Source organism: Cytophagales bacterium, assembly GCA_033344775.1.
GTDB lineage: Bacteria > Bacteroidota > Bacteroidia > Cytophagales > Cyclobacteriaceae > JAWPMT01.
On record JAWPMT010000001.1, the window covers coordinates 1,075,436 to 1,091,922 of the forward strand.

The window sequence follows — 16,487 nt, forward strand, 5'->3', positions numbered from 1 at the left end:
ATAAAACCCTTTCCACAAAAAAATCAATTGTATTCAAAGGAAATCACAAAAGAGATACCCTTGTCGGGTGCCCAAAATGTGGATGACATCATGTCGATTTCACTTAATCAAATCGACATGATGATGCAATTAGCAATCAAAAATCCTTAAAACGATTAAAGAAACGTTCCAGCAACCTAAGGTCATGCGTAATGACTTTCGCAGCACCGGTGATCTCATGACGGAATTCGATGGGTTCATTATGAGAAGTAACCAACTTATTGGGTAAACTGACATCCAGTAAATAGGCTTGCTGATCTCCGGAGATGGTCGGAGGTGCAGTTACTTTTCCGGATAGCACGCCATATTCCGCTTTGGGGTAAGATGATAAAGACGAAGAAAAATGGTTGGCCATTGCAGGAAGGCCAGCTGATAATGATAACATCGATGTACTACAGACCCATTTCAATTGGTGCAAAAATTTCTGCTTTCGCTTTACTGAGATAAAAAAAAGCTTGATCTGGGTGTTCTTTTGCCTTGTACAATAATTGCTCAATACATGTATCGTCTTTTCATTAAATCTTGTCCCAGAACAAAAAAAGCAAGATCAAAGACAAAGTGATCGCTGAGTATTTCATACGGTTCTTAATGTGCAAGTAGCTTAATAGTTGATACTAAGTGTTTTGTCTTGTAAAGGTTGAAGGGTACCAAGGTAAGCGGTCTCGAAAAACCTGCCTTTACAAACCATCAAAACCATTAGGAAATCCGGATCATCGTTGTGTAAGAACCCGGGACCTGGAAAAAAAATAAAGGCCTGAACCTCAGAAGGTCAGGCCAAACTTTGTGGTGTTCTTAGACGATCAAAAAGAAGCTTAATGAACGCTTAAAATAACTTTTTGATCGTCTTGTCGGTGTAACAGGATCTTGTTTAATCGGAAAGATTACCTTGATTGCTTTCCCATCTTGCAAAGAGATACATAGCAACCATGACACCTAAAACAATAAAAATCCCCATAACAATGCTTAATATTTAAGTAATACCAAATTAGGGTTCACGTAAAGTGAACAGCAAGCTCTAGACTTAAAATTAGAAACATTACAAAGTAAATTTCAAGAGTTGCCCCCCATTTGTCGCCCAAAAAATCAAAAAAATTTTGAACTGGAAAAAAGAGGAATTGAACGGGGAAAAGAGGAACTTTTATCAGTAATTAAATCAATTTCTAAGCTTGATCTCCATTGGCATTGATCCTCTGGGGTTTAATGTAATCAAAGGGTTAATTTCCACTTTTTGCTTCAGGCTTTGAAAGTCAAAACGTTCCAAAAAATGTTTCAGTACCAATTCCATCTCCATCAAAGCGAATTGCATGCCGATACACAATCTGGGTCCGCCACCAAACGGCAAATAACTAAATGGTAAATGCTGTTTGGACTGCTCTTCGGTAAATCTAGCCGGGTCAAACTTTTCCGGATCTGACCACCAATCCGGGTGATGATGAGTTCCATAGATATAACTCACGACAATTGACCCTTTAGGTATGCGAATACCACCCACTTCGTCCTCTTCCAATGCCTTCCTATCTGTGATCCAGGCCGGAGGATAAAGCCGCATGGCTTCCTGAATGACCTGACGAATGTATGTGGTTTGTTGCTCTCCTGTCAAACTCCGGATCTTTTCTAATTCTTCAGGATGCTTAGATAAGAGATGGAGGCACCAGCTGAGGGCGTTGGCAGAAGTCTCATGTCCGGCGACAAACATGATCAATAGCTCAAAGAGGAGCTGCTGATCGGACATACTTTCCCCTGTATCTTCGTATTTCGCATGCAAGAGCATGTCAAGCAGATCATCATGTGAGTCTTCGGATTGTCTGCGTCGCTTTACGTGCTCCATGATCCTGGCGTTCGTTTCATCCACCAGCCGGTAAGCTTTCCCCAAACGGCCGTTCAATCGATAATACCAGGTTAGGAATGGCAAACGAATGAGTCGGATCAACATGTATTGAGATGCATCCACCGATTCCCGAATTTGAGAAATATCCCGATGATCAATTTCAGTACCTAACAATGATCTGGCCACAATATGAAAAGCCATGTTCATCATTTCAGCATGCATATCCACGACCTTGCTCCCTTGACCGAACGCTATCATACTGTCAAGGTGTTCATGAATGGTCTGATCCATCAGCGACTTTAAGTTCTCGATCTTCTGTTTATGGAATCCCGGTTGGATCAGCCTGCGTTGCTGCAACCACTCCTCTCCTTCCAGGGTCAACAAGCCTCGGCCCAGAAAAGCAGCCAGGTGTTTGGTCTGGATGTCCGACTTCTCATAGTTCCGATGATTTTTCTGGAGTACATGGCGGATGATCTCAGGCCTGGAGGTTAATATCCCAAGATTGCCGTCTGCCATATAGACGCCATAAGGATTTCCATACTCCTTGAGGTTTTGGTCAAAGACCGGTACAGGGTTTTTCATGACACGTGGTAATCGGGAAAGAATCACGTGTTTGGGAATAGTTTTGAAGCCGAGATCGCTCATTACCAGTCAAATTTATTGTGTAGAGGACAAGAACACCCGAACAAAAAGGGTAATTTTTGTATTCCTAGGTGTATCACATTTGAAGAAAACCTTGGTTAATAAAGAAGTTACTTATTCGCTTGAAGGTATTTCTTCCGTTCTCTTTTACTCATTTCCTGCAAGATCAATTCCTCAGATCGAGCAACAATGTAGTATTTCTGCGGCATCAACACAGTTTGACCTTTATTTGTCGCAAATTCAGGAGAAATGAATTCATTTGCCGAGGATTGTTGGTCATAATCGAAACCGACCAGAAAATAAGCCATGAAATGGAGGGCTCCCCGGGTTTCTCCATCCCTGATCGTACCTAATGCTGTATTGACTTCCACCTTATCCCCTACCTTCGGAAAGACACCATTTCTGGCAAACCCCTGATACCCGGCGAGCGTACCATCATTATGTTCGATCATGATGCTATTCCGGTTACGTTGAAAATGGCTCGTAGTATCAACACCAAACTCCTTCACAACTTCAACAACCAGGCCTCTTCTGGCTGCAAAGACCGTATCTGCTTGCTTTGATTCGAATTGATAGGCTTTCCATTTTCGAGGAAGCGCTTTGCCCATAAACATCAGTGACGCAAGAGCAAAATGATCAGCTTGATGTCCTCATGGAAGGAAAATATCATTCACTATTCCGATCTTCCCCCTATGAGAAGCGGGACATTGCCAGGGAGCTACTATCCTCCATCCTTATTGATTCAAGAGTTGTTGATATAATCAGGCTGAATTGATGGTCTTGGTTGCCTTTGCTCTTGATCATCTTGGAAAAAAAAGCTCTCCTAAAAGGAGAGCTCTTTGAATTTACTACTTAGTTTGTGATTTAGTTTCTTAATCATTTGCAGCTACAGAAGTAGATCCTGCATTAGTTAACTCGGCATAGTAGCTGATCAATTGTACCAATTCAGCTTCATTTTTGAGTTTGATTTTATTTTTCTTCATGTAAATCTCAACCTTACTGTGATCGAGTGCAGACAATACCTTTTTCTTATTCATACCAACTGACTTGGTCTCATCTCCTACTTGCAGGTAATAATTGAAACGAGGCGCAAATGTCTCGATGTTCACTACCCCTCTCGCAGGATCATTGAATTCCTTTTTGTTGATAGTTGCAACAAAATCCTTGAATAGCACAATGTTTTCATCCTCGTACACCACCAGGCTAAAAGACTTGGGCTTCTTAGGGTTTAAACCTTTCATGAATTTGATGGTAGAGGAAGCAAATTTTGCCGGATAATGCTCACTGGGTGTGTAATCAGTTACTTCGATGACATCATAATAACCCGCATCCATTTCTGACTTTACATCTTTATGAATGAATTCAAATTCTTTGGAATGACCATTGTAGTTGATCAGGTATTCAACTGTTTCACCTTTCTTTAGGTTAGTGGCCTTAGCTGTTGCAAATTCCTGAAATAGATAAGGGTTCTTTTGTTTACCCTCATAGCGGCTATCATCAATAGCCGTCTGACCCATGACGATGCTTTTTTGTGCAAATGAAAAAGTGGCTACGCACAGGGCAATACAATAAATAACGAACGATTTCATAGTTCTTCTCTTTGAGTTTTTGACTTTGTTTTTTTGACCTTTTGAGTACTAATACTAACGTACTAATGACTCCCTTCGGATGTCCAGGATGCATAATCCGTGCCGAAATGGACTTTTACACGACTCAATCGGGATATTTAACAGATCGAACGGTCATTGTCTTGGATGTTAGAAGTTTCAGTCAATTTCATTAACGTACGATTCCGTACAAATGATGCATATAAACGTGTTATTTCGAACACTTTCAGCCAAAAAGCTCCATATAGAATGAAAGCCCGAAAAGGGATATTAAGGAACCGAATCGGGAAAACATTAACTCAATCGGATGATCACTGGTTTCAAACGGACGTAGGTCAAGGTGAAGGATACTGCATATTTTTGCGCCTGTGAATGATTTAAACTTCAAATCCGGATTCATCTCTATCCTGGGCAAACCCAATGTGGGCAAATCCACCTTGATGAATGCATTGACCGGCGAGCGCCTATCGATCATTACTTCTAAAGCCCAGACTACCCGTCATCGAATCTTTGGCATCATGTCAGGTGAGGACTACCAGATGGTTTACAGTGACACGCCAGGAGTGATCGATCCTCAATACAAGTTGCAGGAAAGCATGATGCGCTTCGTACGGGCTTCTCTGGAGGATGCAGACATTGTCTTGTTTGTTGTGGAGCTTGGTGAGAAATATGATTCAACGGATTTTGTACAACAAGTATTATCCGGTCCTTTCAAGACCATTCTTGTACTCAACAAAATTGACCTGGCTCAGGGCACCCAATTGCAGGATAAGATCACCTACTGGCAAGAAATTCTACCTGACGTAGAAATTGTCCCCGTATCTGCACTGGACAAAACCAACCTGGATTTACTCTTTGACAAAATCAAAACTCATCTACCTGTACATCCACCCTTTTTCCCACTGGACGCACTCACAGATAAACCTGAAAAATTCTTTGCCTCCGAGATCATCCGTGAAAAAATCTTCCTGACCTATAAGAAGGAAGTACCTTATAGCTGTGAGGTCGTGATCACAGAATTTAAAGAAGAAGAAAAGATCATTCGGATGCGTGCTGAGATCTTTGTGGAACGCGACAGCCAAAAAGGCATCATCATTGGCCATAAAGGACAAAGTCTGAAAAAAGTAGGCATTGAGTCAAGAAAAGACATGGAATCGTTCTTTCAAAAACAAGTCCATCTGGAGACGTACGTGAAGGTTGAAAAAGACTGGCGAAAGAAAGACAAGCAGTTAAAAAAATTCGGGTACTGATCAATAGACCAGGAATTCCGGAGTATCGGCCTGAAGGACGGGCAACTGTCTGGAAACTAAAATACAATCAGAATCAATGAGGCCCTGGTTAATCGTTTAGCTCGATGATTAGTGAACATCTATCCCACCATTCAATGCACCCGGTACTCTGGTGTAGCTGTTTGGTGAATGACCTCATCTTTGAAAGTGATAGACACATTGAAATTGGCCCTGATGGGATCGGTCACGGTTCCATCTAGTTGCAAGAAGAGATCGGACCCTATCTCACCAAAAAAGGCAGGGTAGGAATTTTGCTCAGCGATGAAATCATTCAGGGAGGCTGATTCGAAATTCCTTACCCGAAAGATATGGTTCACAGTATCTCCTGCCTGAAATTCCAAACCAAGAAAAGTAAAGGCATCCTCAGCCACGATGGCTATTTCATCAATCTGTTGCTCGAAAATCACATTTGGAGCTGGGGAACAGGCATAGGCTCCTGAAATCAGGCTAAAAGACCAGTTGTTGGCCACTGGAATGTAATTTAGATCTTCAACATAGATCCGGAGCGCGGCATCGGTATGCAATAAAGTCGCGGTACCTGTATGTTCACGATGACCATTAATATCACTGAAGTAAACAAATTCAGAATCGATCGCGGTGATCTCAGCATTCACCGGATCATCATCATCTTTACAATTGATGATACAGCTCATTGGGAACTGCGTCAAAACAAACAAAAATGTGATTTTATAGAGCTGTTTCATGGTTCAAATCAACATTATTCCTCTTTTTAAAGCAAATCATTTCTAGCTCCTGTTGATGACTATATCAGATACATTACAAATGTGCTTCATCATCATGTCAGACAACAAGGGCTAGAAAATAGAAATATCAGGTGTTTGCGTGACAAGCGTCACTTCGTCTTCAAAGGTGACAACCACACGAAAATTGGTTTCCAGCGTTTCTCCCGGGGCTTCATTCCATTGGAAAACCATTTCTCCAAAATCCGCAATTGGCAAATATCTGGCAGTTTCAGGCTCGCTGAAGTTCAAAACAGGTGATCCCTCCTCACTGGCAATATTGAACAAATGGCTAACCGTATCTCCTACGGCATATACGTCTCCGGCAAAGACGAATGCCGATGAGACGATCATATCAACCCGCGTCACCAATGGATATTCAGGAAAAGGTGGATCACAGGCCATCGCAAATGAACTCAAGGAGAGATTCCTTTCAGGTTCATGAGTGGCAAAGGTTACCTCGTCGATATATACCCTGATGGCGCTTTCCTGCCAGGGAATAGGTCTTAACAATCGCCATTGATTGAATTGTTCATTAAAGAAGGTGCCTATCTCTGAAAGCAGCAATGATGGTCTTCCTAATCGTTGAGGGAATGGGCCGCATTCCACTAAACAACTCGTAGGAACGTGCAATAATGAAATTATTAATAAAGCTAGTATTTTTTTCATTACAGTTGTTCTACAGTAAAACCAAGTAGCAATGAATTATCGTCAATAAACCCTATAAACAGGGGTCTGAGTTTGGTGTGTTGTTCCGTCTGCCAATTCAATGGCCACACTGAAACTGGATTCCAGCGTATCGGTAGGTGCATCTCTCAATCCCAAAATGATTGATGTTCCAAAATCACCAAATAAATAAGAATCCCTGTTTTGCTCCTCGATGTACCCGGCAATTGATAAGTTGCCTGAATTTCGAACCCGAAACAGATGATTGACCAGATCTCCCTCGTTTATTTGTTGATTATTGTGAATGAAGGCAGTATCTGATACAATAGAAATTTCTTCTATCAAGGGAAATTCCGGAGCTGGAGGACTGCAGGCATATGCCAATGAAGTCAATGAAAATACAGGTACGACATTAGAAAAGTATTCAATATCTTCCGGGAATACCCGAAGATAAAATTCCTCATAAGATCGTGGTGTTTCCCTGGTCCAGGTTCTGAACCCTAATTCCTCAAAATAGGTACCAAGATCTGAATCGATTCCTGCATAGCGGCCTTTATCATCAAACGTACCACATTCACCATCGTCATATTGGCAAGCAAAAGGGAAATGTAATAAGACAATGACGAAAAAAGCCAATGATTTTTTCATGACAGTTGTTTTGTAGTAAAGTTAATCAGGACTTACAGAATAAGTCAGGGCATCTTAAAAAGGAGGTCGAATGCCGAATCCAATAGCAGCGCTCCTCCATAAAGTACACCTACCAATAATCCCAGGCCGATCAAGCTCCGAGAAAAACTCACAGCGAATGATAGAATAGAATCGTACGCGAAGTACTTCGTTTTATTGTCTAAGCTTTTCATGTAAATAGCGGTTTACAATGATGAATTTCGCTTAGGACAACCAAATATCAAACCAAAACTGGCCGAAGCCCTTCCTTTCTTCGATCAACACACCGAAAGTTCGGTTAAGTGAAATTCTCACCACCGGAAAGCGGCAACAAAAATTCAGCTAGCTGTTAAAGCGAATCATTAGGTTTTGATGAACCATTTTGACATACTTCGCATTAATGGGTTCTTCCGGCCATCAATTCATCGGATGATTTCCTGTTGATGTTCGGCTAAAAATCATAGGATCAGAAAGTAGTGGTACTTTTGCGCTTTGTAATTGTAGCACCGCAAGAAGAGGAAAGAGTTGGCAAATATATTAGCAATCGTAGGTCGCCCGAATGTAGGCAAATCCACTTTATTCAATAGACTGATTGAAAAGAAGCAGGCGATCATGGACAATGAGCCCGGAGTGACCAGAGATCGGCATTACGGGATGAGTGAGTGGAATGGTAAACATTTTACGGTTATTGATACTGGAGGATACGTAGAAGGTTCCGAAGACATCTTTGAGGGTGCCATCCGAACCCAGGTGAAAGAAGCATTGCAAGAAGCGACTGCTATTCTGTTCATGGTAGATTGTCACGATGGTCTTCATGGACTCGATCAGGACTTTGCCAATGTGGTCCGGGAGGTGAATAAGCCAGTATTTCTGGTGGCCAATAAAGCCGATAATCAGGAAAAGTCTTTTGTTGCCAATGAGTTCTATGCCTTAGGACTGACGGATACCATATTTCCATTGTCCTCGATGACAGGTTCAGGCACCGGCGAACTACTGGATGAAGTCGTCAACCACATGGAAGATGAAGAGGAAATCGAAGGATCAGACCTTCCCAAGATTGCTATCCTGGGACGTCCCAACGTAGGTAAATCCTCCTTTGTGAATGCCTTACTAGGTGAAGAGAGAAGCATTGTTACAGACATTGCAGGAACCACACGAGATGCAATCAACAGTCGCTACAACCTATTTGGCAAAGATTTCTTACTGACGGACACAGCTGGTATTCGTAAGAAGGCCAAGGTCAAAGAAGACATTGAATTCTATTCAGTATTGAGGGCCATTCAGGCGCTGCAAGACAGTGATGTATCTATCATCATGATTGACGCAGAGCGTGGCTTGGAATCCCAGGACATGAACATCATCTCCCTGGCACACAAATACCGTCGGGGAGCAGTGATTTTCGTCAATAAATGGGATTTGGCAGAGCGTGAAACCAATACGGCGAAAAAGATCACCGATGAGATCAAGGAGAAACTCGGTCCCATGCAATACATCCCGATTATCTTCGGAAGTGTGTTGACAAAGCAGCGGATCTTCAAGGTGATAGAAACAGCCATCCAAGTTTACGAAAATAAGGCCAAGAAAATATCTACTTCCAAACTTAACGAGGCGATGCTCCCAGAGATTGAGCATTACCCCCCTCCTGCGGTTCGTGGCAAGTACATCAAGATCAAGTACATCACGCAATTGCCGACGAGGAACCCAACGTTTGCGTTCTTCTGTAACCATCCCAAGGATATCAAAGAGTCCTATGAGCGATTTCTGGTCAATAAGCTTCGAGAGAAGTTCGATTATCAGGGAGTGCCCTTGAAAGCAGTGTTTAGGAAGAAGTAATCTTTGTGTATTCTTTTTTGACATTTTAAATTTATATCCGTCATTCCTGTGAATACAGGAATCTCAAAATTAGACAGTAGAAATAAGAATGAGATTCCTGAACTACGCCAGGAATGACGTCAAAAAAGAATTGAACCTGCTTTGTCCACCACGTCAAAACAAGTATTCCAACGTTTCGTACCCTCGCCGGCTGTAGACTACTGCGACCAGCTCTACAATCAGCTCAACTTTGAATTCAAGATCAAAAAGAGTCGAAAAACGAAGATGGGAGACTTCCGACTGGACCATCGGACAGGGCACCAGACCATTACCATCAACAACGACCTGAACCCATACAGTTTCCTGATCACCTACCTCCACGAAGTGGCTCACTTACTCACCTTTGAGCAATACGGACGAAAAGTAGCTCCCCATGGACAGGAATGGAAGAATATGTTCAAGAAGACCCTTCAACCGGTCCTCAACGAACAGAACTTCCCCCCTGACATCTTACAGGCACTGACCCAACACTTTGCGAGCCCCAAAGCCACCAGTTGCTCTGATCCCGCACTGTATCAAATACTCAGAAAGTACGATGAAGACAAAGGCGAGATCCTTCTCAAAGAAGTACCCATCGGCGGCCTATTCGAATTCAATGGCAAAACCTACCAAAAGCTGGAAGTCCGCCGCACCCGCGCCATCTGTCAGGAATTAAAATCCAAGCGCAAGTATTTGATTGCTTTGATTGCTGGGGTGGTTGAAGAAACCTCTTAAACCTTATAGGTTAATTTTTACTATTTGTCATACTTTCTGCGGAGACGGCAAGCTGGCGACAAACTCAGCATGACCAAGTCTACACCGTCAAACGCCTCGTTATCAGCTGGTCTACTTTCATAAAGAAGGCCATGGGTGTGACTGTACGCCAGTTGCTAATTTGGAGGGTACCTCCGACGTTGAGGTACATGTCGATATTGTAGTTGCGCATTTCATCAATGACATGGTCGGTAAAATTGACCAGGGCGATCCAGCCATCTTCAACCTCCTCAAACCACTCTTCATAGTAGCAATCATCGCTTCCGTGAAAGTTCATCACATTTTCACCAACAAGGATGAATTTTGAAATGCCCATGTGTAGGAAATGCTCGATGATATTACGCTTGAATATCATGATGTCGTTATTGATGGCATCATTCCACTCCCCGATCATTTCAAGGATCACATAGCCTTCATTGTAGCTGGCGTAAAGCACTTTCATGTAGAGGGTCTCCGAACCCATAAAATCCCATCCCGGATCAATGAAGTACCCATAAATGGTCTCTGAATACAAATCATAGTTGTATTCCTTTCCATGAAATGGGCTTTGATCATCCAGGCTGGAATCGTAATAATTCAACCAGCCATGATAGGGTTCTATCGTATGCATATATGGTATTTAGTAAGGGGTAATTGGTATCAGGGACAAACTACCCAATACCAGTATCTATTCTCCTAAGGTCACGAAACGTTCCAATCGTGCTACTTCGTTCTCGTCTACGTATTTACCAATTTCGCGACGAAATTGTTCCATCGAGCTGTAAGGACGATACTCTTCAAACTCATGCGCCATCTTATCTCCTACACCAGGGATCATTTTGAATTGCTCTTCAGGGGTCGTGTTCAGATTCAGGGGTACGAATACAAATTGCTCATAATCCAACACCTGAGCCTCATCGACGTATTTTCCGATCTCTCTTCTAAACTGTTCTACTGAGGTATATGGGCGGTACTCTTCAAACTCATGAGCCATTTTATTCCCTACTCCTGGTACTAGTTTGAAATCATCTTCATCCGTCGTGTTGAGGTTCATCGGTAAGAAAACTCGACTGGCGGTGGCCTCATAATCTTCTTCACTAACCATGTCTTTTATCCATTTGGCAAAAACTGCGCCATTCAAGTGGGGTCTACCAGCAATGATCTGATCTACCTGTGCTTCATTAAGGCCAGCCACAGTCATTAATTGCTCTTTTGAAGCGAGATTCGGGTTAAGTACATCTTCGCTTCCCTCTTCAGCAGCAACTTCTTGAGTGCTCTCTTCTGTCGTTTCAGGTGCTTCAGTTGCAGCTTGTTCAGAATTTCCTCCTGATCCACATGACCAAAGTAAGCCAGCAAAAGCCAGCATCATGAATGCATATTTAATTTTCATTAGTGCGAATTATTATCAGTTAGTATATTCATTTTTGATTTGATCAGCGACATATAACCCCAACATGGCGATAGGGATCAAAAAACCCGGTGAGATCACCGGAATGGCTCCGGTGGCTACTTCTGTGATCAGGTCCCAACCTTTCAGATTGGACCTTAGCTCTATCGCAAATTCCCAATTGTTCTTGACATGCATGTAAATTCCTACAACTCCTGCGAGCATGCCGACATACATCCAAACACGAAACAAAGACAATCCGGTTCCTTTCAAGATCATGAAGTAACCTATTCCTGTAACCACCAGAAAAATGACTGGCACAAACTGCCAGAAGCTTTCAAAATGTTCAATCAACAGCAGATCGGCCAGCATGCCGAAGACCATGATCAGAAATATAAGACCTATGCGCTGTTTAGCCATAACAGCTCGCAAAGCTAGTGATGGCCAGCTGAAAAATATCACAGCCTTGAAAATCTTAACAGCCAAAAATATTAGATACCAAAAAGGGCATAAAAAAAGAGACTGCCTTTTCGGGCAGCCTCTCCTCTATATTTTGATCAAATGATCTTAGTTGAAGATGTATCTGATACCAAATTGCATTCTCCATCGAGCGCTGAATAATCCAGCGTCATCGAAGTTTCCGAAATTCGCTTCGTTAGGCTCAAAATCGTTGAAAGGCTGAAATGAGTATGTAGGGATGTTTGTTCCATCCTGGAATCCTTCGAACTCCAACAATTCAACACCTCTTTGAACTCTGTATCTCTTACCCCAGCTGCTACTGATGAAGTTAGTGAAGTTGAAGATATCCAAAGAAAGCTGAATGGTGTTTCTCTTACCGTTTCCAGTCTCCAGGTAGAAATCCTGCAAGAATTTCAAGTCAATGACATTCTCAAAAGGAGTTCTGTTTGTGTTTCTCTCTGCGTACTGTCCTCTGTTTTCACTCAAATAAGGATCATTCTCAATGAAGCTATTCAAGGCAGTCCATTGCTCAGCAGAAGACAATCCGTTAGCACCATCCACCAAAACAATTTCACTTTCGTTAGCAGGAATGTAAACCAAAGCTCTGCTTCGAGAATCTTCGTTCTGGATGTTCTGTCCACCGCCATAGATATAGCTATATGTGTTTCCAGATCGGCCTTCGTAGAACAAAGTGATTTGTGAGCCCAGGAATCCAGCATATTCCTTTCTGTAAGTCACAGAAGCAAGTACTCTATGTGCTTGAGAAAAGTCAGATCTCCATGCTTCGTTGAAGGTATTTCTTCCGTCTACTGTGTATATACCTCTCCACTGAGAAGAGTTCTGAGAAGATGTTCCATCATAGACAGAGAAAGCATCGCCATAAGAATATGAGAAGTTAGCTGCCAATCCATTTTCCATAGGCTTAGTCAAGCTGGCAGTCACATTGTATGCATAACCCTGGTCATTATTTGACGCAAGAATGATTCGTCCGTAAGTATCATCTACCTCATCTCTTCTGTTGAAGATTGGTCGATCATCCGGAGTTCCTTCCAGGAATCCAACAGGATCAGCTCTCAAATTGACGTTTTGGTAGTAAACCTGATTGATCGTTTTAGTGAACAGACCTTCAACGGTACCGATCAACCCTGTGCTTCCGATTTTTTGATCAACAGCGAGGTTAGCTTTCCATACTTGAGGAATTTTGAAGTCTTCTACAAACAGGTCGATATCACCTGAAGGAGAAACGCTATTAGGATCGATCTGAGTGATCACGTTGCCGCTAGCATCCAAGCCGTCTCCATCAGGTCCACCGCCTACTGGCTGATCGTCCCAATCTCTAAGTCTTCTTGCATCATCCGCCAATTGGAAGTCAAGCACCGTACCACGGTTCACACCATTGTTGTTGAATGCGCCACCAGGCCATACCAAAGGAATTCTTGAAGTAAAGATTCCCCATCCACCTCGAACCTGCGTTCTTTGGTCATTGTTCACATCCCAGTTGAAACCGAATCTAGGAGAGAAATAGAACTGAGACTTAATGAATTGTCCAGTTTGTGCACCACCAAGGTCATAGCCCTGTGCAGAAATCAAAGGAAGCGTCTCGTTATTGAAAGTGGTGTTAACCGGAGTATCATCAAATGATTGAATGTCTCCTCGGATACCGAATGTCAATTTCAAGTTGTCCATTGCCTGAAACTCATCCTGTACGTAGAAGCCAAACAAAGCACCACCAAATTCCACACCTGAAGCAGTACCATCACCGGTAATATTATCTCTCAAAGAGAAAGATCGGATATAATCATCCGCAGCCTCTCCTGCAATGAAGTCATCCAGGTTAGAACCTCCATCTGCATCACCAGCAGTGTTAATAGGAGTGCTTCTCTCCCATCCATAATCTCCGTAGTTGAAAGGAATGAACAGGTTGGTTACTGTATAGAATTCTGCGTTGAATCCAGCAAGGAACGTGTGCTTGCCTTTGTAATACTCAAAATTGTTAGTGATTGTGATCACATCTTGATCCAGCAAGTTGGCAGTAGAGAAAGTCTCAGAACCAAACTGGAACCCACCTCGACCATCGTCGATGAATACCGCAGGGAAAGGAATAGAAGGACCATCGTTAGAAGTATCGTAAGGATCTCTATCATCACGAACAATTGTCGCACCTACAGTCAGGTGATTTGACATGTTTGCACCGATAGTACTCTTCAATTCCAGCGCAGTGGTGTTAGTAGTGGAGTTGAAGAACTCAGAACCATTCTGGAACCTCAAACCACTGTTGCTTGAATTTCTTGCCTCCAGGTTTCTAGCCTCGGTATAGGAGTGACGAATCGAAACCTTGTGATTATCGTTCACATTCCAATCTAATTTGATCAGAAATTTATCACTATCAAGGAAAGTGGTATTGTCGGTATAAGTTCCTGGATCGTAACCTAAAGTACCCAGGTGAGAAACCAATCGGTTCACATCATCAAGAGTAGCGTTTCCATCATATCTTGAAAACTCAAAAGGCTGAGGGATTTCATCGCGCTGCAATTCAGCATTAGCGAAGAAAAACAGTTTGTTTTTAATGATTGGACCACCAACTCTAAAACCATAAGTTTGAGAAGTAAAGTCAGGAAGTCTTGTTTCTTCCAAATCTTCTCCGTCTTCCTGAGGAGTTACACCCGCCATTTTTTCATTCTGGGTATAGAAGTAAGCAGAACCTTCTACTTCATTGCTACCACTTCGAGTTACCGCAGAAACGGAACCACCAGCGAAACCTGACTGTCTTACATCAAAAGGAGCGATAGATACATTAAACTGCTCGATCGCGTCCAATGAAATAGGCGTCACACCTGTTTGCCCACCGTTTGTACCAGAACCAGCCAATCCGAAAACATCGTTACTTACTGCACCATCAATGTAGATCGCGTTGTACCGGTTGTTCTGACCACCGATAGACAAAGAAAGACCATCGTTACCTTCAGAGATTTGCGCCTGAGGAGTCAATCTTACAAAGTCGCCGATAGATCTACCTACCGTTGGTAAACCTTCGATCGTCTCTTTTCCAATGAAAGTAGAAGCTCCTGTTCTGTTACCATCAATGATTTCACCTTGGTTGGCAGATACTACGATTGCTTCCAGCTCAGTTACATTTTCTCGCAATGTCTCATTCAACTTGAATGTCTGACCCAAAGTCAAGAAAATATTGTTTCTTTCGATCGTCTCGAATCCAATGTAAGAAACTGAAACAGTGTAAGGACCTCCTACGTTCATATTAGGAAGTCGGAAATAACCATCAAGATCGGTTACGTTGCCCCACTCAGAACCGGTGGGAGTATGCGTAGCGCGCACAGTTGCGCCTGGAAGGCCTTCTCCGTTAGCATCGGTAATTCTACCTCTCATAGAGGCAGTAGTACTTCCCTGAGCGAAAACATCGCCGAGGAAAATTACCATCGCAACAGAAAATAATAGTAGAGTTTTTTTCATCGCTTTAAGTGATAGGTTTTTTTACTGCCGCAAAGCTAAACCTTCCACTGGCGAACGACTTTGCGACAAAATTAAGTTTCGCAAAAAAGACTTAACATTCCCTTAATTTAGAACGAATGCATAATTAACATTTAGGTAACAATAAATAATTCGGCGACCTGGGCTTTTTTACAAAAACGTCCGTTACGACGCAGAATCGAACAAAAACCAATTAATACGTTGTATTATCTCACCTCGTGATACAAAAGCAGTCCCGCTATTGGAGATTGTACAATTCGTCCGATTGACAAGTGCTTTTCGATCGCTACTTCACGAAGAATTCCATTGAAATGGAAAGCAATAGACCCAGTGAATTGAATTGGTGAAGAAATATCACCTGGTGCAAAGGCGTCGAAGAAAGCTCTAAAGGCATTTCTAATCAACTGATCAACATACGGGTGGGTCAAATGCGGAGCAATTAAAGCCGCTAACCGGGCCAAATGTGCATTCCCTTGTTTTGTTCGATAGATCTTTCCCAGCTCTGTGCCCAGGTCTTCAAAATGCGGTTTGAGTGCTTTCGCTAAACCTTCAGGCATCTGTCCGCGGTAATAGTCTCTGGTCAGGATCTTTCCAAGGTACGCACCACTCCCCTCATCTCCGAGAATGAACCCCAAAGAATCGATTTGCTTAGAAATGGCCTTTCCATCATAATAAACCATGCCGGAGCCTGTACCTAAAAAACCGATCCAGCCTGCCGATTTACCACATAAACCACGCGCAGCAGCTAATGCATCATTCTGTACTTCTACCTGAGCTTGCGGAAACAGTCGTTGGAAGGCATGCCTGGTATCCAGAAAATGATCCACTGTAATCAATCCGGCAGCATAGAAGTATAGGTGGTCAATGATTTGCGTATCCGTCAATTGTTGCTGCAACTCATGCAACAGATCGTCTATTGCATTGTTTTGTGGATTATAGCCGACAGTAACAAACTGGTCTACTTTGGAGTCGCCCTTTGAAAGCCGCCATTGGGTACCTGATCCGCCTGCTTCTCCGATTAATATTTGTTTTGACATCCTAATATCTATTTACTAATCTTAGGTCCATTTGAAG

General features: G+C 42.6%; 16 protein-coding genes. 3 read left to right on the forward strand and 13 right to left on the reverse strand.

Translation table 11 applies throughout. From position 1 onward, the window contains the following. Positions 1-136: 136 nt before the first annotated feature. The 4 genes from R8G66_04450 to R8G66_04465 all read right to left on the reverse strand — a co-directional run bounded on the left by R8G66_04450 (position 137) and on the right by R8G66_04465 (position 4,098). Complete coding sequence (locus R8G66_04450; GenBank protein ID MDW3191585.1) at positions 137-424, reverse strand: hypothetical protein; 288 nt, start codon at positions 422-424, stop codon at positions 137-139. 768 nt (positions 425-1,192) lie between these two features. Then, positions 1,193-2,512: a cytochrome P450 gene (locus tag R8G66_04455; GenBank protein MDW3191586.1), complete on the reverse strand. Its 1,320-nt coding sequence runs from the start codon at positions 2,510-2,512 to the stop codon at positions 1,193-1,195. A 107-nt stretch (positions 2,513-2,619) separates the two neighbouring features. Beyond that, complete coding sequence (locus R8G66_04460; GenBank protein ID MDW3191587.1) at positions 2,620-3,117, reverse strand: hypothetical protein; 498 nt, start codon at positions 3,115-3,117, stop codon at positions 2,620-2,622. A gap of 264 nt (positions 3,118-3,381) precedes the next feature. Beyond that, a complete protein-coding gene (locus R8G66_04465) occupies positions 3,382-4,098 on the reverse strand; it encodes a hypothetical protein (GenBank protein ID MDW3191588.1) in 717 nt (238 codons plus the stop codon). Positions 4,099-4,484: 386 nt separating this feature from the next. On the opposite strand from R8G66_04465, the gene era reads away from it, so the two are divergent. Further along, positions 4,485-5,366, forward strand: a complete 882-nt coding sequence (gene era / locus R8G66_04470; protein ID MDW3191589.1) for a GTPase Era — start codon at positions 4,485-4,487, stop codon at positions 5,364-5,366. Between the two features lie 131 nt (positions 5,367-5,497). Here era and R8G66_04475 read toward each other — a convergent pair whose 3' ends face one another. The 4 genes from R8G66_04475 to R8G66_04490 form a co-directional block, all read right to left on the reverse strand. Continuing rightward, positions 5,498-6,109: a hypothetical protein gene (locus R8G66_04475; GenBank protein MDW3191590.1), complete on the reverse strand. Its 612-nt coding sequence runs from the start codon at positions 6,107-6,109 to the stop codon at positions 5,498-5,500. Positions 6,110-6,220: 111 nt separating this feature from the next. Further along, positions 6,221-6,814, reverse strand: coding sequence for a hypothetical protein (locus R8G66_04480; protein MDW3191591.1), 594 nt, complete (start codon positions 6,812-6,814; stop codon positions 6,221-6,223). A gap of 42 nt (positions 6,815-6,856) precedes the next feature. Next, positions 6,857-7,459, reverse strand: coding sequence for a hypothetical protein (locus R8G66_04485; protein MDW3191592.1), 603 nt, complete (start codon positions 7,457-7,459; stop codon positions 6,857-6,859). A gap of 44 nt (positions 7,460-7,503) precedes the next feature. Next, positions 7,504-7,671, reverse strand: coding sequence for a hypothetical protein (locus tag R8G66_04490; protein ID MDW3191593.1), 168 nt, complete (start codon positions 7,669-7,671; stop codon positions 7,504-7,506). A gap of 331 nt (positions 7,672-8,002) precedes the next feature. Here R8G66_04490 and der point away from each other — a divergent pair, with 331 nt between their 5' ends. Next, the gene (gene der / locus R8G66_04495; GenBank protein MDW3191594.1) at positions 8,003-9,310 is read left to right on the forward strand and encodes a ribosome biogenesis GTPase Der; all 1,308 of its coding nucleotides are present in this window, start codon (positions 8,003-8,005) and stop codon (positions 9,308-9,310) included. A 141-nt stretch (positions 9,311-9,451) separates the two neighbouring features. Then, positions 9,452-10,063, forward strand: a complete 612-nt coding sequence (locus tag R8G66_04500; protein ID MDW3191595.1) for a SprT-like domain-containing protein — start codon at positions 9,452-9,454, stop codon at positions 10,061-10,063. Positions 10,064-10,142: 79 nt separating this feature from the next. Here R8G66_04500 and R8G66_04505 read toward each other — a convergent pair whose 3' ends face one another. From R8G66_04505 to R8G66_04525, 5 genes are all read right to left on the reverse strand, one after another. Next, positions 10,143-10,712, reverse strand: a complete 570-nt coding sequence (locus R8G66_04505; GenBank protein MDW3191596.1) for a hypothetical protein — start codon at positions 10,710-10,712, stop codon at positions 10,143-10,145. A gap of 57 nt (positions 10,713-10,769) precedes the next feature. Then, positions 10,770-11,471, reverse strand: coding sequence for a helix-hairpin-helix domain-containing protein (locus R8G66_04510; protein MDW3191597.1), 702 nt, complete (start codon positions 11,469-11,471; stop codon positions 10,770-10,772). Positions 11,472-11,486: 15 nt separating this feature from the next. Continuing rightward, complete coding sequence (locus tag R8G66_04515; GenBank protein MDW3191598.1) at positions 11,487-11,888, reverse strand: hypothetical protein; 402 nt, start codon at positions 11,886-11,888, stop codon at positions 11,487-11,489. Between the two features lie 147 nt (positions 11,889-12,035). Next, the gene (locus R8G66_04520) at positions 12,036-15,395 is read right to left on the reverse strand and encodes a carboxypeptidase regulatory-like domain-containing protein (protein ID MDW3191599.1); all 3,360 of its coding nucleotides are present in this window, start codon (positions 15,393-15,395) and stop codon (positions 12,036-12,038) included. A 224-nt stretch (positions 15,396-15,619) separates the two neighbouring features. Continuing rightward, entirely contained in the window at positions 15,620-16,450 is an 831-nt protein-coding gene (locus tag R8G66_04525; GenBank protein MDW3191600.1) for a hypothetical protein, read from the reverse strand. Positions 16,451-16,487: the final 37 nt, after the last annotated feature.

Coding starts and splice junctions, on each gene's coding strand:
- R8G66_04450 (MDW3191585.1), bottom strand. CDS start 424: ATGTTATCATTATCAGCTGGCCTTCCTGCAATGGCCAACCATTTTTCT.
- R8G66_04455 (MDW3191586.1), bottom strand. CDS start 2,512: ATGAGCGATCTCGGCTTCAAAACTATTCCCAAACACGTGATTCTTTCC.
- R8G66_04460 (MDW3191587.1), bottom strand. CDS start 3,117: ATGGGCAAAGCGCTTCCTCGAAAATGGAAAGCCTATCAATTCGAATCA.
- R8G66_04465 (MDW3191588.1), bottom strand. CDS start 4,098: ATGAAATCGTTCGTTATTTATTGTATTGCCCTGTGCGTAGCCACTTTT.
- R8G66_04475 (MDW3191590.1), bottom strand. CDS start 6,109: ATGAAACAGCTCTATAAAATCACATTTTTGTTTGTTTTGACGCAGTTC.
- R8G66_04480 (MDW3191591.1), bottom strand. CDS start 6,814: ATGAAAAAAATACTAGCTTTATTAATAATTTCATTATTGCACGTTCCT.
- R8G66_04485 (MDW3191592.1), bottom strand. CDS start 7,459: ATGAAAAAATCATTGGCTTTTTTCGTCATTGTCTTATTACATTTCCCT.
- R8G66_04490 (MDW3191593.1), bottom strand. CDS start 7,671: ATGAAAAGCTTAGACAATAAAACGAAGTACTTCGCGTACGATTCTATT.
- R8G66_04505 (MDW3191596.1), bottom strand. CDS start 10,712: ATGCATACGATAGAACCCTATCATGGCTGGTTGAATTATTACGATTCC.
- R8G66_04510 (MDW3191597.1), bottom strand. CDS start 11,471: ATGAAAATTAAATATGCATTCATGATGCTGGCTTTTGCTGGCTTACTT.
- R8G66_04515 (MDW3191598.1), bottom strand. CDS start 11,888: ATGGCTAAACAGCGCATAGGTCTTATATTTCTGATCATGGTCTTCGGC.
- R8G66_04520 (MDW3191599.1), bottom strand. CDS start 15,395: ATGAAAAAAACTCTACTATTATTTTCTGTTGCGATGGTAATTTTCCTC.
- R8G66_04525 (MDW3191600.1), bottom strand. CDS start 16,450: ATGTCAAAACAAATATTAATCGGAGAAGCAGGCGGATCAGGTACCCAA.